11 protein-coding genes, 3 rRNA genes, 1 pseudogene and 1 other annotated feature are annotated in these 22042 nt (G+C 60.2%); all 15 genes and pseudogenes read right to left on the bottom strand.

Features of this window, described 5'->3' with window-relative positions:
* Position 1: 1 nt before the first annotated feature.
* Positions 2-1450: a Fe-S cluster assembly protein SufB gene (gene sufB, locus FFA61_RS03845; RefSeq protein ID WP_005963564.1), complete on the bottom strand. Its 1449-nt coding sequence runs from the start codon at positions 1448-1450 to the stop codon at positions 2-4.
* Between the two features lie 35 nt (positions 1451-1485).
* Entirely contained in the window at positions 1486-2196 is a 711-nt protein-coding gene (locus tag FFA61_RS03840; RefSeq protein WP_005963562.1) for a helix-turn-helix transcriptional regulator, read from the bottom strand.
* A gap of 139 nt (positions 2197-2335) precedes the next feature.
* Positions 2336-2980 (bottom strand): NUDIX domain-containing protein, encoded by a 645-nt coding sequence (locus tag FFA61_RS03835; RefSeq protein WP_040314235.1) that lies wholly within the window; start codon positions 2978-2980, stop codon positions 2336-2338.
* Positions 2981-3017: 37 nt separating this feature from the next.
* Positions 3018-3929, bottom strand: a complete 912-nt coding sequence (locus tag FFA61_RS03830; protein WP_005963558.1) for a copper transporter — start codon at positions 3927-3929, stop codon at positions 3018-3020.
* Positions 3923-5116: a putative cytokinetic ring protein SteA gene (gene steA, locus FFA61_RS03825; protein ID WP_005963556.1), complete on the bottom strand. Its 1194-nt coding sequence runs from the start codon at positions 5114-5116 to the stop codon at positions 3923-3925. The genes FFA61_RS03830 and steA overlap by 7 nt, the downstream gene beginning before the upstream one ends.
* Positions 5113-6783 carry a DNA repair protein RecN gene (recN, locus tag FFA61_RS03820; protein WP_040314119.1) on the bottom strand — a complete coding sequence of 557 codons (1671 nt, stop codon included), beginning with the start codon at positions 6781-6783 and terminating at the stop codon, positions 5113-5115. The genes steA and recN overlap by 4 nt, the downstream gene beginning before the upstream one ends.
* Positions 6780-7667: an NAD kinase gene (locus FFA61_RS03815; protein WP_005963552.1), complete on the bottom strand. Its 888-nt coding sequence runs from the start codon at positions 7665-7667 to the stop codon at positions 6780-6782. Before FFA61_RS03815 ends, recN begins: the two co-directional genes overlap by 4 nt.
* Positions 7664-8500 carry a TlyA family RNA methyltransferase gene (locus FFA61_RS03810; protein WP_005963550.1) on the bottom strand — a complete coding sequence of 279 codons (837 nt, stop codon included), beginning with the start codon at positions 8498-8500 and terminating at the stop codon, positions 7664-7666. Before FFA61_RS03810 ends, FFA61_RS03815 begins: the two co-directional genes overlap by 4 nt.
* A gap of 163 nt (positions 8501-8663) precedes the next feature.
* Complete coding sequence (locus FFA61_RS03805) at positions 8664-10949, bottom strand: HAD-IIA family hydrolase (protein WP_244920180.1); 2286 nt, start codon at positions 10947-10949, stop codon at positions 8664-8666.
* A complete protein-coding gene (locus FFA61_RS03800; protein WP_138588762.1) occupies positions 10859-11911 on the bottom strand; it encodes a hypothetical protein in 1053 nt (350 codons plus the stop codon). The genes FFA61_RS03805 and FFA61_RS03800 overlap by 91 nt, the downstream gene beginning before the upstream one ends.
* Positions 11912-13216: 1305 nt before the next feature.
* Positions 13217-14371 (bottom strand): annotated as a pseudogene (locus FFA61_RS03795) (IS3 family transposase); the annotation flags it as partial.
* Positions 13962-14093, bottom strand: a sequence feature (AL1L pseudoknot). It overlaps the preceding pseudogene by 132 nt.
* A gap of 259 nt (positions 14372-14630) precedes the next feature.
* Positions 14631-14747: ribosomal RNA gene (gene rrf / locus FFA61_RS03790) — 5S ribosomal RNA — on the bottom strand.
* A gap of 143 nt (positions 14748-14890) precedes the next feature.
* A 23S ribosomal RNA gene (locus FFA61_RS03785) occupies positions 14891-18030 on the bottom strand.
* A 329-nt stretch (positions 18031-18359) separates the two neighbouring features.
* Positions 18360-19911, bottom strand: a 16S ribosomal RNA gene (locus FFA61_RS03780).
* Together the 16S, 23S and 5S rRNA genes form the textbook arrangement of a ribosomal RNA operon.
* Positions 19912-20700: 789 nt before the next feature.
* Positions 20701-21963 (bottom strand): tyrosine--tRNA ligase, encoded by a 1263-nt coding sequence (tyrS, locus tag FFA61_RS03775; protein WP_040313631.1) that lies wholly within the window; start codon positions 21961-21963, stop codon positions 20701-20703.
* Positions 21964-22042: the final 79 nt, after the last annotated feature.

Genomic DNA, 22042 nt, shown 5'->3' with positions numbered 1-22042 from the left:
ATCAGCCGACGGATCCTTCCATCTGCAGTTCGATGAGGCGATTGAGTTCGAGCGCATACTCCATCGGGAGTTCCTTTGCGATCGGTTCGACGAAGCCTCTGACGATCATCGCCATCGCCTCGTTCTCGTCGAGGCCCCGGCTCATGAGGTAGAAGAGCTGGTCGGCGGATACCTTTGAGACAGTCGCCTCGTGACCCATTTCGACATCATCCGTGCGCACGTCGACATAGGGGTAGGTGTCTGTCCTTGAGATCTTGTCGACGAGGAGCGCATCGCACAGCACATTCGACTTCGAGTGGCGTGCCCGCGCATTGACTTGGACGAGACCACGGTAGGAGGTGCGGCCGCCTCCTCGGGACACGGATTTCGACACGATGGACGAAGAGGTCTTCGGAGCCATGTGGACCATCTTCGCGCCGGTGTCCTGGTGCTGACCGGGGCCTGCGAAACCGATGGACAGGGTCTCGCCGCGGGCGTGATCGCCCATGAGGAAGCACGCCGGGTACTTCATGGTGATCGCAGCACCCATATTGCCGTCGACCCATTCCATGGTGCCGCCTTCTTCCACGATGGCGCGCTGCGTCACGAGGTTGAGAACGTTGGTGGACCAGTTCTGGATCGTCGTGTAGCGCACGCGTGCGCCTTTCTTCACGAAAATCTCAATGACGCCCGAGTGCAGGGAGTTCTCGTCGTAGATCGGGGCGGTGCACCCCTCGACGTAGTGAACATAGGAGCCTTCGTCGGCGATGATGAGGGTGCGTTCGAACTGGCCGAGAGCCGCAGTGTTGATACGGAAATATGCCTGCAGGGGGATGTCGACGCGCACGCCCGGCGGAACGTAGACGAAGGAACCTCCCGACCATGCCGCAGTGTTGAGCGCGGAGAACTTGTTGTCACCGGAGGGGACGGCTTTGCCGAAGTACTCCTTGAAGATCTCCGGGTATTCGCGAAGACCGGAGTCGGTGTCGAGGAAGATGACGCCTTGGCGTTCGAGGTCCTCTTGGATCTGCTGGTAGACGACCTCGGATTCGTACTGCGCGGCGACACCTGCGACGAGGCGGTTTTTCTCAGCCTCCGGAATTCCGAGACGGTCGTAGGTGTTGCGGATCTCCTCGGGGAGGTCCTCCCAGTTCTTCACCAGACGATCAGTCGGGTTCACGTAGTAGCGGAATGCGTCGAAGTCGATCCCGGACAGATCCGGACCCCAAGTGGGCATCGGTTTGCGGTCGAAGATTTCAAGGGCTTTGAGGCGGCGCTCGCGCATCCACTCGGGTTCGTTCTTGTGATCCGAGATGGAGCGGACGACCTCGGCGTTAATGCCGTATTCGGCATCCTTCGCATAGTCGTCGTTATCGCGCCAGCCGTACTCGTATGCGCCGATCGACTCGATGATCTCGTCATCGGTCATGTGACGGTCATCGAGGTCTGCGACCTGCGGTGACTGGGTCATATTAATGTCAACCTCTCAATTAAACGGTGTGCGCGCTACTTGCGAAGCGCGGCACGGGCTGCGGGGTGAATCACGGGTGCTCCCACAGGAATGTGGGTGGTGCACACGTGGTCCCCTCCTGCCAAGGTGGCGAGTCTTTGAACATGGACGTCGAGTAGCCTAGCGAAGGCTTTGGTCTCCGCTTCACACAGCGCCGGGAAATCGCCCGCGACCTGCTGAATCGGGCAGTGGCCCTGGCACAGTTGCACGGCGATCTGTCCGCCGCCAATATCACGGACTGTTGCGGCGTAGCCGTCTTGAGTGAGCGCATCAGCGAGGGCGAGGGCGCGGACCCGAGGGTCACTTCCCGCCGCCCGGACGATGGGCGCGTAGCGTCTTTCGATCTCGCGGGAGCGGGCTGCGGCGAATCCTTCGACGGCTTCTCCGCCGCCGACTTGCCCGAGATAGCCGAGCGCCTTGAGTGCGAGTTCCGAGTAGCCTTCGGGCAGGCTCGTGTGAGCGTTCTCGGTGGCGACGTAGTGGCGTGCGGGGCGGCCGCGCCCTCTTTTGCCGATGACTCCGGGTTCGTGTTCAACGATTTGTCCGGAGTTGAGGAGGATCGTGATGTGACGACGCACTGCAGCAGTTGTCAGGCCGAGGATCTTCGCGATCACGGTCGCCGTCACGGGACCCTTTTCAACGATGAGGTCGAGGACTTGTTCGCGCGTGCAAACGTCTTGTTGCTCCGTCACGGCCTCTCCGTTCATCTCGCCACCTTCAGATATGGCAAGTCTACGTCCTTTTACGCGCCACAGGCTTCACTTAATTACTATTCGGGCACTTTCGTGTAGCGAAATAAACGAAGATCACAGTAAGCCGCTGCGTCCAAGCAAAAAGCGAGGATTTTCAACGCATCCAGGGAGCGTCAGCGGGGCGAAGATCCTGCCAGTTCCTTGCGCGCGCAGCAGCTGCGGAGAGGATTCCAACAAGCGCAGTGGGATTGTGAATCCGCCCGGCCAGAACGTGGGAAACCGCCTCGTCGAGACTCACCCAGGCGCTCACCATCGTCGCTTCCTCGTCCTCGCGTGTGAAGGTCTGCTCAGTCCCACTCAGATCGCGGGCGAGGAAGATCCTCAAGGACTCGCTCGAACCACCCGGGGAGGTGAACAGGTCGGCGAGCACGTCCCAGCGCCCCGCCTCCAGATCCGTCTCTTCGGCGAGCTCACGCGCGGCCGCTACCTGGTAGTCCTCTCCTTCAATGTCGAGAAGCCCAGCTGGGATCTCCCACAGTTCCGCTGACACGGGGTGACGATACTGGCGCAGGAGCAACACCTCCTCTTCACCGGCTTGTCCGCGCACCGCGAGGACTCCGACGGCCCCCGGGTGCTGCGTGTACTGGCGGATCACGGGCTCGCCTTCGTCGGACACGCGCACTAGGTCTTCCTTGAGGGCGATGATTCGTCCCTGCCAGATGCGCCGCTGTTCGACGAGTTCACGACTCGTTTTTTGGTCGCACAGGCGTGCCTTTTCTTCGGGCGTAATCTCCTGCAAGCTCACCGGAGTCCTCCTTGGTTGAACAGGTGAAGCTTCACGGAAGAGTCGGCATGAGTGACTGGGCACTCGGCTCGGATCCGAAAGCACGCGCCGAGGCGGAAGCGTCCTTCAAAGCTGCGGCGGCTGAGACTGCTCCGAGCGCGGTTCCGGGAGAATCGATGGTCGTCACGGGGTCGCCCGCTTCTCTGATGGAGGCGACCATTGACGTAGAGTCGTGGGCGTCGCCGATGATTACGCCGGACTTCGGCGCGGAAGGAAGCGCTCGGGCAAGACCCGACCAGGCCCTCGGAGAGGCGATGGACCCGGCAGATTGATCGGCGTCTTGCGACTGGGAGGAGTCTCTGGCGCCTACAACGACGATCGCCGTCGCAGAGCCTGCAGGATCGGTGTTAATGCTCAAGATCGGTGTGGAGTCATCCGTGAGGATCTCCTGAACGAGGGCCGTCTCAGGTCCTGTTGAGGTCAGAGCTGCGACAATGGCGTAGCCGATGACCGCTTCGGAACTCGCATCTGAAGGCAGTGATGGCAGATGAGCTGCCAGCGGTGTGGCCAAGGTTTCACGGTATTTCGCCATCGCACTGGATTCCCAGTTCGAGGTGAGGGCCGCTGAGCCGACGACCTCAGCTCCGGCTGCTTGGAGGCGCTCGGACACCATTGTCGAATCCTCAGCGTTCGCACCGGGAAGGGAGACGAGGGCGACCTTCGTGCCCGTCAAAGTGCCTTTGAGGCGCTCGTCGGCAAGGGAGATCAGGCCCTGAGCGTCAGTGTGCGCGATCCTCGTGACCTGTGTGAGCGCTTGCGCGTCGACCTCGTTGGTCGAGGCCTTCGTGGAACGCAAGGAGTCCGCGAGTCGTGATTGGAGCGGGCCCGCGCCAAGCACGACGCCAATCGCGAGAGCCGCGAAAACCGCGATCAATGAGACGAGGTGGTAACGGAAATTCAGCATGCGAATGCTCCTTGAATGAGCGCGGTCAAAGCGGCGGGCTCTTGGGCGGTGTGGTTCGTTCCCCACTCCACGAGCAGGCGGAAAAGATCTTGGCCAAGGGGCGTTGACCAGAAGGCGGCTCCCAGTCCTGCGAGCATCGCGATGAGGAGGAAGACGAGCCATGTGGAAGAGATGCGAGGACGGTGGGTGGCGGCGACCGCCTTCGCACTGACGAGGGCATCGCCTGCTCCAAGACGCGTGAAGAAAGAGGGGGCCATCGCGCTTCGCCCACGGTCGACGAAATCGTCGAGGTCATGGCTTGCACCCGCGATCACAATGGAGGAGGCCCCCGAATGCGTGGCGACGAGCAGGGCCGCATCCTCTGAGGTCCCCGACATTTCAATCGTCTCGCAGCCCAACCCCATGCGGTCAAGTCTTTCACGACCTGCGGTCAGGCCATCGTGGCCGCGGCGCAAGATCCGGTGCTTCGCGTGACGCAAGACGCCTTCTTTCATCTGGTCCATGTCACCGACGACGAAAGTGGGCTTCAGGCGGCGTTCCTTCGCCAGGTTCGCTCCCCCGTCAATGCCAAAGACGATCGGGGCGGCGTCTGTGATCCAGCGTTTCAACGACTTGAGATCCTCGTTTGCCTGCTCGTCGTCGAGCACGAGGAGCACGGGATGCCCCTCAATCTCCTCGCGGTACGTGGGCACGCCCTCGCCTTTCAAAAGGGCGCCGTCACGTTCGAGGTATTCGTCGATTGATGCCGCGAAGGAGCCGATCTGGGTGGAGATCATGCGCCGTTGTTCGCGTTCGTCATTTTCAAGGTCTGAAGCGTCGAGGAGGTGCCCGTTTGCGATGACGTCTCCTGCGCGCAAGATCTCATGTCCGCGCACTTGGAGGGTTTCTCCTTCACGCACGGTCATGATGTCGGGGCCCAGATCGTCAATGACGAGGATTCCCGCGTCAAGAAGGATCCTCGGTCCGAGGACGAAGTGGCGTCCTGAAGAGGAGGGCGCGGCGTTGAGGACCGCGATAGGGGCTTTGGACACGAGGGCGCGCGCGGAGGCCCGATCAAGGTCGCTCTGGTCGATAATCGCGATCTCGCCGGGTTCGATCCGCGTTACAAGGTTGCGGATGCGGCCGTCGACTCGTGCGAGCCCAGTGATCGGGGTCGGTGTCGCCGAAGAGTTTCGTTCTTCCATCATCCCTGTGATTGTGGCATGGCTGAGGTGAGGACCTCGATCGCGTTGCGGCGTGCCGCCTCGGAGTGGGGATTTCCACCCATCATTCGTGTCAGTTCGGCTTCCCTTTCGCTTCCGCTGACCGCCGTGACACTCGTCAAGCCCTGTGTCTTTGACACGACGAGGTGGGTGGAGGCGAAGACGGCGACTTGCGGCAGGTGAGTGACGACGATGACCTGTTTGTTTTTCGCGAGGCGGGCAAGGCGCGAGCCAACTTCACTTGCGGTTCGTCCGCCAATGCCCGAATCGACTTCGTCGAAGATGAAGGTGTGTGCGCTCGAGTTCTCTCCGAGGACGACTTCAAGGGCGAGCATGATTCGTGAGAGTTCACCGCCGGAGGCTCCTTGTCCGAGGGGCCGGGCTTTCGTGCTCGGGTGTGGGCGCAAAAGGATCGTGACTTCGTCGAGTCCGTGGGGGTTGGGGCGCGCCTTGACGACCTCGATTTCCAGGTGGGCGTCTTTCATTGCGAGCCCGGCGAGTTCAGCATCGACTTTTCGTGACAGTGCGGAGGCGAGGGCGAGTCGGGATTTGCGTAGTCTTGCGCCGATCTCTAATACGCGTTCTTGAGCTTTAAGGAGAGTTTGGCGCACTTCTTCAGGGTCGGAGGCGCTGCCTGTGAGCTCGTCGAAGCGTTTGCGTGCTTCATCCGCCCACGCGAGAAGTTCAGTGACGTCTGAGGCGCGCCCTTCGAGGAGGTTTTTGATCTGGGCTCGTCTGGAGTGGATCTCAGAAAGGCGAGCGGGGTCAGTCTCGAGGTTTCGCAAGTAGACGCGCAGGTCGTCAGCGAGGGTCTCCACATCGATGATCGCCGACTGGAATCGGGCGTGGAATTCCTCGAGTGAATGATCGAGTCCCTCCCCCTGGGCGGTCCGCTCCCCCGCTTGGCGAAGAAGCGAGGCGGCCCCCTCGGCGTTTTCTGTTCCTGAAAGCATCGCGGTTGCGGCACCCACGTAGGAGCGAAGGTCCTCCACGCCCATGAGGCGTCTGCTTTCAAGTCTGAGTTCTTCATCCTCGCCCGGGTGCAGGTCGAGGGCATCGATTTTGCCGAGGAGCTCGCTTAGCTCTTCCATCTCACTCGCGCGGTCTTCGCGGTGGAGAAGGAGGTCGTCGAGTTGGCGTTTGAGTGCGACGGCCTCGCGCCAGGCGGCGTGGTATTCGTCCATGAGTGCCGCATGCTTTTCACCGCCGTAGGCGTCGAGGAGTTCACGCTGGGCGACCGGGGACTTCAAACGCATCTGCTCAGCTTGGCCGTGGATTGAGATGAGGGGCGAGACGATTTCGCTGAGCAAAGAGGCTGGGACGGGTCGTCCGCCCAGGTGTGCGCGAGATCGGCCTTGAGCGGCGAGGGTGCGTGAGACGATGAGTTCCCCCTCGTCGATGCTCGCTCCCGCTTCGAGGGCGGCTTCCTTTGCGGCTTCATCGGCGAGGAAGACGCCGTCGACTTCTGCGCGTTTCTCGCCGCTTCGCACGAGGGCGGGGTCGGCGCGTCCTCCGAGGAGGAGTCCTAAGGAGGTGAGGACCATTGTTTTGCCCGCGCCGGTTTCACCTGTGAGGACTGTGAGGCCTTCACCGAATTCAAGGACGGCACGATCAATCACGCCCAGGCCTCGGATTTCGATCGTGGAGATCATCGCTTCTGCATCCTTTGGGCGCTGCGCCATCCTCGAACGGGCAGGTTGAAGCGTTCAACGAGGCGTGTTGAGAAGGTCGTGTCGTCGAGGCGCACGAGTTTCACCGGGCGCGCACCGACGGTCGTGGACACCACTGAGCCTGCGGGGAGGACCATGCAGCGGGTGCCGTCGCTCCACATTTCCGGTTCTTCCCAGTTCTCCTCGAGGATAACGACGTCAAGCCTCGTTGAGGGGCCGACGACGAGGGGGCGGGTGAAGAGCCCGTGGGCGGCCAGGGGCGTAACGACGATTGCTTCCGTGTCCGGCCAGACGACTGGCCCGCCTGCTGAGAAGGCGTAGGCCGTAGACCCTGTCGGTGTCGCAAGGATGATGCCGTCCGCACCGTAGGTTGATACGTCTTGTCCGTCCACTGCGAGTGCGAGGTGGACGGGGTGGGCGACGTCGGCGTGGATGATCGCTGTTTCGTTCCACGCCCAGTCCCGTGTGCTCGTGCCGTCGGGAAAGTGCACGACGACGTCGAGGGTCATGCGTTTTTCGATCCGATAGTGTTCGGCGGCGATACGCCGGGCCACTTCTTCGAGGTCTGGGCCGATGTCTTCGGCGAGGAAGCCCATGTGTCCGAGGTTGACGCCGAGGAGGGGCACGTCCCATTTCCTCGCGCTTTCCGCTGCGGAGAGGATCGTGCCATCGCCTCCCATTGCGAGGACGAAATCGGGGTGCTTGCTGTCTTGCTCGAGATGCCGGGTGTTTTGCTCGGGGTGCCGGGTGTCTTGCTCCGCAATGACGCGGATACCGAGGTCTTCAAGTCGTGCCTGGATGACGGACGCCGCCGTGATCGCGTCGGGCCGGTGGATGTGGCGCACGAGCATGACGGTGTTGATCATCGTGTGTCCTCTCCCCCGTCGGCGGGTCCCCTTCTGACTGCGTCTTCGATGCGCGAGTGCAACTCCTCAGACGCTATCGCATCTGAATCGCCTGCGCGCATGTGAAGGAAGTACTCGACGTTGCCGGAAGGGCCGGGAAGCGGGGAGGCCTCGATCGCGAGGATCCCCAGGCCGTTGTCCATGGCGCAGCGTGCGACGCTCTCCACGGTTTCGACGTGGTGCTCGGGGTTGCGAACGACGCCCCCGTGGCCGAGTCGTTCTTTGCCGATTTCGAACTGCGGTTTCACCATGAGCAGGAAGTCCGCGTTTTCGGCGGCAACGGCAACGAGGGCTGGGATGACGAGGGTGAGTGAAATGAAGGACATGTCGCCCACGACGAGGCTCGGCGCCGGATCGACGTCGCCTGCTTTCATTGTGCGCACATTCGTGCGGTCGCGGACTTCGACTCGGGGGTCGGATTGGAGACGCCATGCGAGTTGCCCGTAGCCGACGTCAACGGCGACGACCGAGGCGGCGCCTCTTCGCAGCAAGACATCCGTGAATCCGCCTGTGGAGGCTCCAGCGTCGAGGCAGCGACGTCCCTTGACGATGGGCGCTGCTTCGCCGAGAGAGTCGAGGGCACCGGCGAGCTTATGGGCTCCGCGTGAGACGTATTCGATCTGTTCGGATTCAGCGATGACAATCGCCTGGGCGGGGTCCATCTGACGAGCCGGTTTCATCACCACTTCCCCGTCAAGTTTGACTCTTCCCTCTGCGATCATCTCTTGGGCGTGGGTCCGTGATCGCGCAAGCTTGCGGCGGACGAGTTCGGAGTCGATGCGTCGAAGCTTCATGACTGTTCCGGTGCGTCGAGGCTTTCTCGAAGACTTCGCTCCAGGGTGGAGAGCATGTTGATCTTCACCTCGAGCGGGGCTTCGTCAAAGTCGGCGAGTAGGGCCTCAGCGTCGACACTCCGGGTCCCGGCGGGGGGCCGTCGGGACCCAGGAAGCGGAGTGCTCATTCGAGTTCGTCTCCGGAACTCTTCTCGGGCTTTTCTTCGCTCTCCTCGTTCTTTTCGATCTCAGGAATGCTCAGGAGTTCGTCTTGAGTTTCTAAGAGAAGTTCGGCTTGAGCAAGAGCCTCTTCAGGTTCAGCGTCTCCGGGAGCCTCTTCAGGCTCAGCCTCAGCAGGAGCCTCTTCAACCTCGGCTTCCACTTCGGGCGTCACGCGCTCATTGTCAGCCTCTTCGTTTGCGACCTCCTCCACGCCTTTGGCACCGGCCTTTTCAGACTCGGCCTCTCCCTCAGCTTCACCGGGCTCCGGCTCAACAGCCAGGGCCGCCTCGACCTCGTCCTCACTGCTCTGCTCTTCCTGAGGCTCTTGCACTTCTGCCGCTTGAGCGGAGTCATCGGATTCGACCCCTTCTTCCGTTTCAGCGAGAAGACGTTCGAGCTCTTCTTCGCCGGGGAGGAAGGCCGGGGTGTCGAGTGCAGGAGCGAGGCCATCAGCATCGGAAGAGAGCGCAGCATCCGCAGCGTCGAATTCTTCGCCCTGCGCCTTCTCATCGGCTTCGTCGAGGACTACCGGGGCTTCGATGACGCCAGAGGGATCACCGTTTTCAACGACCGTGATCGTGGCGCACCGCGGGGCGCGACCCGACTCGTCCGCGTAGTCCCAGGCGGCAGCGGCGAGTGCACGGTACGTGTCGAGTGTGACCGTGTACGACTCCTCGGCTTCGAGTTCGACATCATCAACCAGGAGCGTGCCGTATCGAGTCGCTTTCACGACCTGCGACTCACCACAGGTCCAGGTGTTGTCACGGTGGTGCTTGGCGCGCGGGTGCTCTTCGAGGAGGCCGCGCATGTCGAGCGCGAGGAAGCTCGGACGCTGGCCGCGCTGCGCGAGGATGACCTCGCGGGCGCCGTGAACGCCGGTGAGGACGTGCAAGGAGGGGATTCCCGCTGAAACGGCGCCAGCGATGTCGGTTTCGAGGCGGTCGCCCACCGCGATCGGCTTCTCGGAGTCAACGAGTGCGGCTCCGCGCAGGTAGATGCCTGGTTCGGGCTTGCCTGCCGCAATAGGGCGGGTGTGCGTCGCATGGGAGATCGCTCTCACCAGGGAACCATTGCCGAGGGCGAAACCGCGTTCTTGCGGCAAGGTCGCGTCAAGGTTCGTGGCGAAGTAGGCCGCTCCGCGTTGAATCGCGAAGGCCCCTTCGGAGAGCATCGCCCAGTCGATGCTCTTATCGAGTCCCTGCACGACCGCGACGGGTTCGTCATCTGCCGAATCCACGAGGACGTACCCGGCGTTCTCGAGTGCCTGGCGCACGCCGCTTCCGCCGATGACGAAGACCTTCGAGCCGTCTTCAATGGTTTCCTTCATGATCGCGATGACATCCATCGCGGAGGTCATGACCATTGAAGCGTCGGCTTCGAAGTCCATGCTGTTGAGCTTGTCGGCGACCTGTTCGGGGGTGCGCATCGCGTTGTTCGTGAGGAACACGGTCTTCATGCCCTGAGCGCGAGCCTCCACAACCGATGGCGCGGCGTGTTCGAGCGGAGAATCACCGTTCCACGAGGTCCCATCAAGATCGAGGAGGACCGCGTCGAAGAGTTCAACAAGCGGAGTCTCTGTTCCTCGAAGGGCGGTCCGCTTATTGTCGACATCGCAATCCGCGAAGAGGGAGAGATCGACGATCTCAGTGTCTTCGATTTCTTCGGGAAGATTCGCTTCGACCTCGTCAGCTTCCGATTCGCGTCCGAGTTCACGCAGACGGTCGATCTTCACTTCCATGAGTCTGCGGAGCAGTTCAGGATCAGTGTCGGCGGGCAAAGCGGCGAGTGCGTCGTCGACGATGAGGAGCCCGACCTCGTTCTCACCAAGATCAGCTCGAGCACCGGAGGAGACGAGGATGAGTTCGACCTGTTCGGAGAGCTCCATGCCCTTTGTCGTGGTGGCGTCGATGATTTCGATGGCTTTCTCGGGACGTCCGAGGCCGCGTTCGCAATCCGCTTCCACTGCGCGCAGGGAATCGTCACCGCGCATGCGTCGCACGGCGCGTACCTCGCGCAGGGCTTCTTCGTAACGGCCGGAGGCGTATGCGGTGAGAGCCGCCGCCTCACGGACCACGTCGACCCGTCCGGCGCGCGAAGATGCTGCTGCGGCGTGCTTGTAGGCCTCTTCAGGGTCGAGGTCGATGAGCTGTCCGGCCATCACGAGGTGACGGGCGACAATGTCTTTGTTCGGGCCGGAAAGGGTGTTGAGTGCGCGAAGCGCGTTGGCGTCGAGTTCCTCGGCGGACACGCCCGCGGGGATCGTCGGCTCGTCCGGATTCGGGGAGATATATTCCTCCGTGGAGGAGAAGTTCTGGTAGTCGGCGTCTTCACGGCGCGGTCCGCGCCTTTCGTCGCGGCCACCTGCAAAGCTTCCCTCTCGGCGTTGGCCGAATCCGCTTTCGCGGCGGTCATCACGACGTTCGTTGCGGCGCTCATCGCGGCCACGGTTAAAGCCTCCTGCGCGCCGGTCATCGCGGCCGCCAAAGCCTGAGCGTTCACCGCGACCACGCTCGTTGAAGTCGCGCCCGCGGTTAAAGCCTCCCTCTCGGCGATCGTCTCGTCGCTCGTCCCGCCCGCGGTTAAAGCCTCCTTCTCGACGATCACCACGCGCATTGAAGTCCCGACTGTCTCCGCGACGATCCGAACGCTCACCGTAGGAACGATTCGAATCCCGATCGAAACGACGCTCCCCATCACGACGATTCCCAAAACCGCCTTCGCGGCGGTCATCACGACGTTCGTTGCGGCGGTCATCGCGGCCACGGTTAAAGCCTCCTGCGCGCCGGTCATCGCGGCCGCCAAAGCCTGAGCGTTCACCACGACCACGCTCGTTGAAGTCGCGCCCGCGGTTAAAGCCTCCCTCTCGGCGGTCGTCTCGTCGATCGTCTCGCCCGCGGTTAAAGCCGCCTTCCCGACGATCACCACGAGCATTGAAGTCCCGACTGTCGCCGCGACGATCCGAACGCTCACCGTAGGAACGATTCGAATCCCGATCGAAACGACGCTCCCCATCACGACGATTCCCAAAACCGCCTTCGCGGCGGTCATCACGACGTTCGTTGCGGCGGTCATCGCGGCCACGGTTAAAGCCTCCTGCGCGCCGGTCATCGCGGCCGCCAAAGCCTGAGCGTTCACCACGACCACGCTCGTTGAAGTCGCGCCCGCGGTTAAAGCCTCCCTCTCGGCGGTCGTCTCGCCCTCGCGAGTCACGCCATTCCTGTTGGCGTTGGAATCCACCACGGCCTTCGTGTCCGCTTCGTCGCTGCTCGTCTGCCATAGTGTCTTCCTCTATTCCGCGCCATCTGCGCTTGTTGATTCGCACGGATTCGCACCGCGCGTTGAAAATCATGATCTGCTTCCAATCCTAACGAAGACGGGAAGCAAACAGGAGGCGCCCTCATGAGCATCTGCCCACAGTCAGAAGAGCTCAGTCCTCCTAGTCTCTTCACTGTTGTGCGTGGTCGGTGTGTGTGTCTTGGCGGGCTCTTCGGTGTGGCCCGTGTTGATCATGGCGAGAAATGGGCTGAGAGCTGCTTGTGCTTCGGATGAGACGCTTTGCCTGCACCACCGCCCATTCGAGGAACCCAGAACGTGATTTCGGCGCAACCGCCCGCCCTTCAGCCTCGTCGAGACTACAAGCGGGGTAGGACAACACCTGCCTACCCCCACTCGAACACCCCGAAACATGATCTCGGCGCAACCGCCCGCCCTTCAGCCTCGCCGAGACTACAAGCAGGGTAGGCAAACACCTACCTACCCCCTCGAGCAACCCGAAACATGATCTCGGCGCAATCGCGGCCCAAACGTGATTTCGGCGCAACCGCCCGCCCTTCAGCCTCGCCGAGACTACAAGCAGGGTAGGCAAACACCTGCGTTTCTCCCCTCGAGCAACCCGAAACATGATCTCGGCGCAACCGCCCGCCCTTGAGCCCCGTCGAGACTACAAGCAGGGTAGGCAAACACCTACCTACCCCCACTCGAACACCCCGAACAATGATCTCGGCGCAACCGCCCGCCCTTCAGCCTCGCCGAAACTACAAGCAGGGTCAGCAAACACCCGCCTACCCCCACTCGAGCAACCCGAAACATGATCTCGGCACCACCACCCACCCTTCAGGCCCACCGAAAGTACAAGCGGGGTGGCAAAGCTGGGATAGTGGCCTAAATGTGTGGTGCCGTTCCGGGGGTGGCACTGGTTGGGGGTGGTGGTGCTTGAGTCGGATGTTGTGGTTTGGGTGTTGAAAGGTAGGTTCGGGTTGGTGTGTGAGTGCTTGGACTTATCCGCCGCCTGTAAGGCTGGTGCACCGCTCGTTGTCGTCGAAAAAGTGGGCGTGTTGTTCCCTGTTTGCTCCGTGTGTCAAGCCCCGGGTTTTGTAGAGGGTGTTTCATCTGGTTGCGGCGGCTGCCTTTTGGGGGGTGTGGGGTCTGGTCTGTTCCGGCGGGGGTGGGGTGTGAGCGTTCTCGTGTTCTTCTGGGGTGTGCATGTTGATCGCGGAAGTGAGGGCGGATGGTGTTGTACCAGTGGACCCATTGGGCCGTCGCGATCTCCAGGTCGTCGATGGAGTTCCAGGGGCCCTTGTTTCGGACCAGCTCGGCTTTATACAACGAGTTGAGTGCCTCGGCGAGCGCGTTGTCGTAGGAGTCGCCCTTGGAGCCGACCGAGGAGACGGCGTCGCAGTCGGCAAGGGCTTGCCCGTAACGGATCGCGGTGTACTGGACGCCCCGATCCGAATGGTGAATGAGGCCTGTTAGGTCGGCGCCGTCGCGGCGTCGACGCCAGATCGCCATTTTCAACGCGTCGAGGGCGAGGTCGGTGTACAAGCTGGTGGAGGTCTGCCACCCCAGGATCCGACGCGAGTAGACGTCGGTGACGAACGCGACGTACACCCACCCGGCGTGCGTCTTCACGTAGGTGATGTCCGCCACCCACAAGATGTTCGGCGCGAGCGCAGCGAAATGCCGATTCACCCGGTCCATCGGACACTGATCCTTGGGTGTGGACCGGGTAGTGTTCGGGCTCTTTGCCCTCCGGATGCCGCTGATACTCATGGCTCTCATGAGGCGCTCCACCGTGCAGCGGGCGACATGACCTGCCCCATGGTGTGCGGCAGCCTCGGACCGGTTGAGCATGACGTGCATCTTCCGAGCGCCGAAGGCCTCATAGTTCTCCTCATAAATCCGGCGGATCTCCCCCCTTCAACACGTCATCACGCTGCGATCGGGCCGATGGGGGACGCTGCTTGCGCGCCCAATACGCCGACGGGGCGACCTGGACACCGGCTGACACCAGCTGCTCACAGATCAGCTCGACCCCGTACTCTGCCCGGTTCTCATCGATGAACCCATCGATGTCTCTTATCGGCGGCCTGGCTCCGCCTGGGCGAAATACGCGCTCGCTTTCCTCAAGATCTCGTTGGCGCGCCGCAGCTCCCGGTTCTCCTTCTCCAACTCCCGGATCCGCTGGGCATCCGCACTCGTCGTCCCCGCCCGAAGACCACCATCAATCTCCGAACGCTTCACCCAGGAACGCAACGCCTCAGGATGGACACCCAACTCACCAGCAATCCGAGCGATCGCACCCTTGGACCGCTCAGGATCCCCACGGGCCTCCAACACCAACCGAGTCGCACGCTCACGCAACTCATCAAGATACTTCCTCGAACTCGTCATGACAGTGATCCTTTCCAATCATCACTGCCTCTATCAAACCCGGAGCGATTCACTGTGTGTGTTGGGTGGGGTTGTGCGTCTTTGCAGTAGTAATCCGGGTTTGTCTTAGGCTGTTGTGTTGGCGTGGGTTCGGGGCTATGTGTGGTGTGTTCAGGGTTGTGTGTGAAAGAGGGGTGGGGGGTGGAGCGTTGGATGGGAACACGGGTGTGTGTTCCCTTCTTTCCAAAGGCTCTACCCCCCACCCCTTTTTGTGGTGTGGTTGCGGCGGTTTCCTACTCTCCCACACCCTGTCGGGTGCAGTACCATCGGCGTTGTTGGGCTTAGCTTCCGGGTTCGGAATGTTGCCGGGCGTTTCCCCAATACTATGACCACCGCAAGTTTGGTGTATCCACTCCCCACCCCCACAGGCGCGTGGTTTGCGCGCGTGTTTTGGGGGGTTTGTGGGTTGGATGTGATTCGTATAGTGGTTGTGAGCACAAGCGTGTCGTGTTCCCCCTCATTGTTTGTGTGGGGGGGGGTTGTGTTTAGTGTTGGCCGATTAGTACCAGTCGGCTTACGAGCACATTACTGTGCTTCCACCTCTGGCCTATCTACCCAGTAGTCTGCTGGGGGCCTTCACACCCCACAAGGTGGGGTGTTGGAAACCTCATCTTGGAGCAGGCTTCCCGCTTAGATGCTTTCAGCGGTTATCCTTCCCGAACGTAGCTAACCAGCCATGCACCTGGCGGTACAACTGGCACACCAGAGGTTCGTCCATCCCGGTCCTCTCGTACTAGGGACGGGCCTCCACAAGTTTCCTACGCGCACAGAGGATAGGGACCGAACTGTCTCACGACGTTCTGAACCCAGCTCGCGTACCGCTTTAATGGGCGAACAGCCCAACCCTTGGGACCAACTCCAGCCCCAGGATGCGACGAGCCGACATCGAGGTGCCAAACCATGCCGTCGATATGGACTCTTGGGCAAGATCAGCCTGTTATCCCCGGGGTACCTTTTATCCGTTGAGCGACCACGCACCCACGTGCCATGGCCGGATCACTAGTTCCTGCTTTCGCACCTGCTCGACCCGTCGGTCTCACAGTCAAGCTCCCTTGTGCACTTACACTCGCCACCTGATGACCAACCAGGCTGAGGGAACCTTTGAGCGCCTCCGTTACTCTTTAGGAGGCAACCGCCCCAGTTAAACTACCCACCAGGCACTGTCCCCAACCCGGATCACGGGCCGAGGTTAGATGACCGCTTGAACCAGAATGGTATTTCAACTTTCGACTCCACACAGGCTGGCGCCCACGCTTCACAGTCTCCCACCTATCCTACACAAGCCCAAGCGAACACCAATACCAAGCTATAGTAAAGGTCCCGGGGTCTTTCCGTCCTTCTGCGCGAAACGAGCATCTTTACTCGTAATGCAATTTCACCGAGTTCACGGTTGAGACAGCGGAGAAGTCGTTACGCCATTCGTGCAGGTCGGAACTTACCCGACAAGGAATTTCGCTACCTTAGGATGGTTATAGTTACCACCGCCGTTTACTGGGGCTTAAATTCAAACCTTCACCACACGAGTGTGGTTGAGTCTTCCTCTTAACCTTCCAGCACCGGGCAGGCGTCAGTGCGTATACATCGCCTTACGGCTTCGCACGCACCTGTGTTTTTGATAAACAGTCGCTTCTCCCTATTCTCTGCGACCCCCAGCCACACCACCCACGCAAAAACGGTGGGCGCATCGCCAAGGGTCCTCCTTATCCCGAAGTTACGGAGGAATTTTGCCGAGTTCCTTAACCATGATTCACTCGAACGCCTCGGTATACTCTACCTGACCACCTGAGTCGGTTTAGGGTACGGGCGCGTAACACCCTCGCGTCGAGGCTTTTCTTGACAGTTGAGGATCACCACCAGACACCCCACACGGGGCACCCCCATCAGTCCTCACCCCTTCATGTTCCCCGGATTTACCTAGGAAACGGGCCACAACCTTAGACACACACAACCAACGGTGCGCGGCAGCTACCTTCCTGTGTCACCCCTGTTAACACGCTTACCTACAACAATCAGGGCCCCACAACTCCCACAACCACCACAACCCGAAAGCTGTGACGACATGAAAGCAAATGGTTAGCATAAAAGCTTCAGTATTGGCGGTTGTTACGCGGTACCAGAATATCAACTGGTTGTCCATCGACTACGCCTGTCGGCCTCGCCTTAGGACCCGACTAACCCAGGGCGGATAAACCTAGCCCTGGAACCCTTAGTCAATCGGCGGACGGGATTCCCACCCGTCATTCGTTACTCATGCCTGCATTCTCACTCCCACACGCTCCACCCACCATTACCAGCAGGCTTCACCGCACGCAGGACGCTCCCCTACCCACCCACACCACCACACGACAACTACGCTGCCCAGGTGTTACACGTGTGAGTGCCACAGCTTCGGCGGTACGCTTAAGCCCCGCTACATTGTCGGCGCGAAACCACTTGACCAGTGAGCTATTACGCACTCTTTCAAGGATGGCTGCTTCTAAGCCAACCTCCTGGTTGTCACCGCGATCTCACATCCTTTCCCACTTAGCGCACACTTAGGGGCCTTAGCTGATGATCTGGGCTGTTTCCCTCTCGACTACGAAGCTTATCCCCCGCAGTCTCACTGCCATGCTCACACCTTATGGCATTCGGAGTTTAGCTGACGTCAGTAACCCACAGGGCCCATCGGCCATCCAGTAGCTCTACCTCCACAAGGCAACACACAACGCTGCACCTAAATGCATTTCGGGGAGAACCAGCTATCACGGAGTTTGATTGGCCTTTCACCCCTACCCACAGTTCATCCCCCAGGTTTTCAACCCTGGTGGGTTCGGTCCTCCACACAGTCTTACCTCTGCTTCAACCTGACCATGGGTAGATCACCCCGCTTCGGGTCCAGAACACGCGACCAACGCCCTAATTTCAGACTCGCTTTCGCTACGCATACCCCACACGGGTTAAGCACGCCACGTATCACTGACTCGCAGGCTCATTCTTCAAAAGGCACGCCATCACCCCACAAGGCTCTGACGGCTTACAGGCACACGGTTTCAGGTACTATTTCACTCCCCTCCCGGGGTACTTTTCACCATTCCCTCACGGTACTATGCACTATCGGTCATCAAGGAGTATTCAGGCTTACCAGGTGGTCCTGGCAGATTCACACGAGATTTCACGAGTCCCGCACTACTCGGGCACCCATCCAACACACAACCGCACCGGTACGCCTACACGACTCTCACGCACTCCGGTCACCCATCCCAAGATGTTCAACTCCCAACACGATCACATGCCCCCCTCCGGCAGAAGGAAGGAAACAGACAAGCCCCACAACACCGCACACGCAACCCCCGCCGAGTATCACACGCACACGGTTTAGCCATCCTCCGCTTTCGCTCGCCACTACTCACGGAATATCTTTTCCTACGGGTACTAAGATGTTTCACTTCCCCGCGTTCCCCCCACCACCCTATACACGTTCAGATGATGGTAACCAAGCACAACCCTGGTTAGGTTCCCCCATTCGGACACCCTCGGATCAACACTCGCTCGCCAACTCCCCGAGGCATATCGCAGGCCGCAACGTCCTTCATCAGCTCTTGATGCCAAGGCATCCACCGAATGCCCAACAAAACTAAACAAAACCACAAAACAAACAAGATGCTCACAACCACTATACAAATCACAAACAACCCACCACACCACCAACCCCACACAACACGCAGAGCCAACAGCAAGCCACACACCCCCACCACAACCCCAACAAAAAGAAAAAGGAAGAGGGGGCATCACGCCCAACAGGTATTGAACGTGAACCCGACAGTGTGTCCATCACAAATGCCCAACCCCAAACGCACCCACACCCACCACCCCACAACAGGGCAGCACACATGCAAGCACAAGAAACACCCACCCACACCACCAACACATGACAGCATGAAGCGAGCATCCCCACAACGAGGCTCCCTAGAAAGGAGGTGATCCAGCCGCACCTTCCGGTACGGCTACCTTGTTACGACTTCGTCCCAATCGCCAATCCCACCTTCGACCACTCCCCCCAGACAAACCGGTTAGGCCATGAGCTTCGGGTGTTACCAACTTTCGTGACGTGACGGGCGGTGTGTACAAGGCCCGAGAACGTATTCACCGCAGCGTTGCTGATCTGCGATTACTAGCGACTCCACCTTCATGGGGTCGAGTTGCAGACCCCAATCCGAACTGAGACCAGCTTTAAGGGATTCGCTCCGCCTTACGACATCGCAACCCTCTGTACCAGCCATTGTAGCATGCGTGAAGCCCAAGACATAAGGGGCATGATGATTTGACGTCATCCCCACCTTCCTCCGAGTTAACCCCGGCAGTCCCCCACGAGTCCCCACCACAACGTGCTGGCAACATAGGGCAAGGGTTGCGCTCGTTGCGGGACTTAACCCAACATCTCACGACACGAGCTGACGACAACCATGCACCACCTGTACACCCCCAACCAAATGCCACCACATCTCTGCAGCGTCAGGGCGCATGTCAAGCCTTGGTAAGGTTCTTCGCGTTGCATCGAATTAATCCGCATGCTCCGCCGCTTGTGCGGGCCCCCGTCAATTCCTTTGAGTTTTAGCCTTGCGGCCGTACTCCCCAGGCGGGGCACTTAAAGCGTTAGCTACGGCGCAGAAACCACGGGTGGCCCCCACACCTAGTGCCCAACGTTTACAGCGTGGACTACCAGGGTATCTAATCCTGTTCGCTCCCCACGCTTTCGCTCCTCAGCGTCAGTAACGGCCCAGAGACCCGCCTTCGCCACCGGTGTTCCTCCTGATATCTGCGCATTCCACCGCTACACCAGGAATTCCAGTCTCCCCTACCGCACTCAAGCCAGCCCGTACCCACCGCACGCCCCCAGTTAAGCCAGAGGATTTCACGGCAGACGCGACCAACCGCCTACAAGCCCTTTACGCCCAATAATTCCGGACAACGCTCGCGCCCTACGTATTACCGCGGCTGCTGGCACGTAGTTAGCCGGCGCTTCTTTACCCACTACCCTCACCACAACCCAAAGCTGCGGCTTGACCATGAGCGAAAGAGGTTCACAACCCGAAGGCCTACATCCCTCACGCGGCGTCGCTGCATCAGACTTGCGTCCATTGTGCAAAATTCCCCACTGCTGCCTCCCGTAGGAGTCTGGGCCGTATCTCAGTCCCAATGTGACCGGTCACCCTCTCAGGCCGGTTACCCGTCAAAGCCTTGGTAGGCCACTACCCCACCAACAAGCTGATAGGCCGCGAGCCCATCCCCCACCAAAAACACCCAAAAGCATCTCTTTCCACACACCCCCATGCGAAGACATGTGAATATTCAGTATTAGCAGCCCTTTCAGACCGTTATCCCAAAGAAGAGGGCAGGTTACTCACGTGTTACTCACCCGTTCGCCACTAATCAACGGTGCACGCACCGCATCATCGTTCGACTTGCATGTGTTAAGCACGCCGCCAGCGTTCGTCCTGAGCCAGGATCAAACTCTCCGAACAAAAACAAAAACGTCCAAGCCCAGAAAAACCCACCACACCACAACAGCACAGCAGGCAATCCCAACCAAAAACAACTCAAAAACAAAAAACAGGCATAAAAAACAAACACACTATCGAGTTCACAAACAACACCCCACACCCAACCACAACACCCCACAACAGAGCACCACAACCAGGCAAGGCAACCACCACAACCCCACAACCAGGGCCGCAGCAACAAAACACAAACCTACACACCCCCACCCACCCACGTCAAACCCACACAACGTAACACCCACCACACCCCACACCACCCACTCCACAGATTCACAACCAAACCCACCCCCACAAGCCACAACACCCCCCAACACACATCACATGACCCACAGGCCTCTGGCAACTCACAAGAGCTCCACACCACAACACAGCGGTGCAGACCGCACAAGGCGGGACGCATTCAGGCGAGCAACTCAGGGGCATTGTGCATCACCACAGCAAGATGGCCGGCACCAGCAAGCAACCCCAGACCAGCAAGGAGCCCCGGACCAGATGGTCCGGGGCTCCTTCAGCACTATCGAGGCCCGCCAAGGATCACAGACGCGACCGAAAGCCAAGAATCCGTCGTGAGCGCACTATCCAGGTTCTCCAGGAATCACTGCGGCCGATCGGCGTCGGCCTTCGCCACCGAAGTGATCTTCATGTCGTCGTCCTTCGCTCCAACACTGCGACACTCGGCTTCGCTTCAGCACGATCCTTCAGGCACCCCTTTTAGAAGAGCTCCACCACGTTTTAGAAGAGCTCCACCCCGTTTTAGGAGAGCTCCACCACGGCAAGGTTGCGCCGTCCCTTACGGACCAGCACACGAGAACCCGCCAGAAGATCCTCCACGCAAATCGGAGCGTCCTCGTCCTCGACCTTGATGTTGTTGAGGTAAGCGCCGCCAGAAGCGAGGGTACGGCGCGCCGCACTCTTGCCCTTCTCCAACCCCGTTTCCACCAAGGCGTCAATGATCGTCGCCTCACCGAGCTTCAAGCAAGCTTGTGGCAGATCCGAAGTCGCCGAAGACAGGGTCTGCTCATCGATCGCGTGCAAATCGCCACCACCCCACAGGGCGTTCGTCGCAGCGAGAACCCGATCGAGTTCCTCTTCTCCATGAACCAGGCGCGTCACCTCGGCAGCGAGAGCCTTCTGGGCGCTGCGGATGTGGGGCCGTTCAGCGACCTCCACCTCGAGCTCTTCAATGCGAGCGCGATCAAGGAAGGTGAAAATCTTCAAGAACCTCACAACATCCGCGTCCTCGACTTGCAACCAGAACTGGTAGAAGGCGTAAGGGCTCATCATCTGCGGGTCGAGCCAAATGGCCCCGCCCTCGGACTTGCCGAACTTCGTGCCATCGGACTTCGTGATGATCGGAGTGGTGAGCACATGAGTGGTTGCGCCCTCCACCTTGCGGATCAGGTCGACGCCGCCGATCATATTCCCCCACTGATCGTTCCCTCCCGTCTCCATCGTCGCACCGTAGCGACGGTAGAGCTCGAGGAAGTCATTCGCCTGGAGGATCTGGTAGGAGAACTCCGTGTAGGAGATCCCCTCATCGGAGGCGAGGCGACGAGCAACAATATCCTTCGACAGCATCGTGCCGACGCGGAAGTATTTCCCAATCCCACGCAGCAGATCAATCGCGGACAGCTCAGCAGTCCAGTCGAGGTTGTTCACCATCGTGGCCGCAGCAGGCCCCTCGAAGTCGAGGAAATGCGAAATCTGGGACTTGAGACGATCCGCCCAGCCGCGCACGACCTCGCTCGGCTGGAGCTGACGCTCACCCGATTGACGCGGGTCGCCGATCTGCCCCGTCGCCCCACCCACGAGGGCGAGTGGACGGTGTCCGGCGAGCTGGAGGTGACGCATGAGCAGGATCTGCACGAGGTGACCGTGATGCAAGGAGGCCGCGGTCGGATCGAAACCGCAATAGAAGGTGACCGGACCCGCAGCAAGATGCTCACGAAGAGCATCAATATCGGTGTGCTGGGCGATGAGGCCTCTCCACTGGAGTTCATCGAGAATATCGGTCACGGAAAACACCCTTTCTTCTACGGCTCAAGGAAGTCAATTCCACGGCTCGAAGCTCATTTCCGGCTCAAGGAAGCGCCAA

It is taken from the genome of Schaalia cardiffensis F0333, from assembly GCF_005886435.1.
GTDB classification, from domain to species: domain Bacteria; phylum Actinomycetota; class Actinomycetes; order Actinomycetales; family Actinomycetaceae; genus Pauljensenia; species Pauljensenia cardiffensis.
Note: the sequence above shows the minus strand (reverse complement) of the source record. Positions and strands in the feature narration are given on the sequence as shown.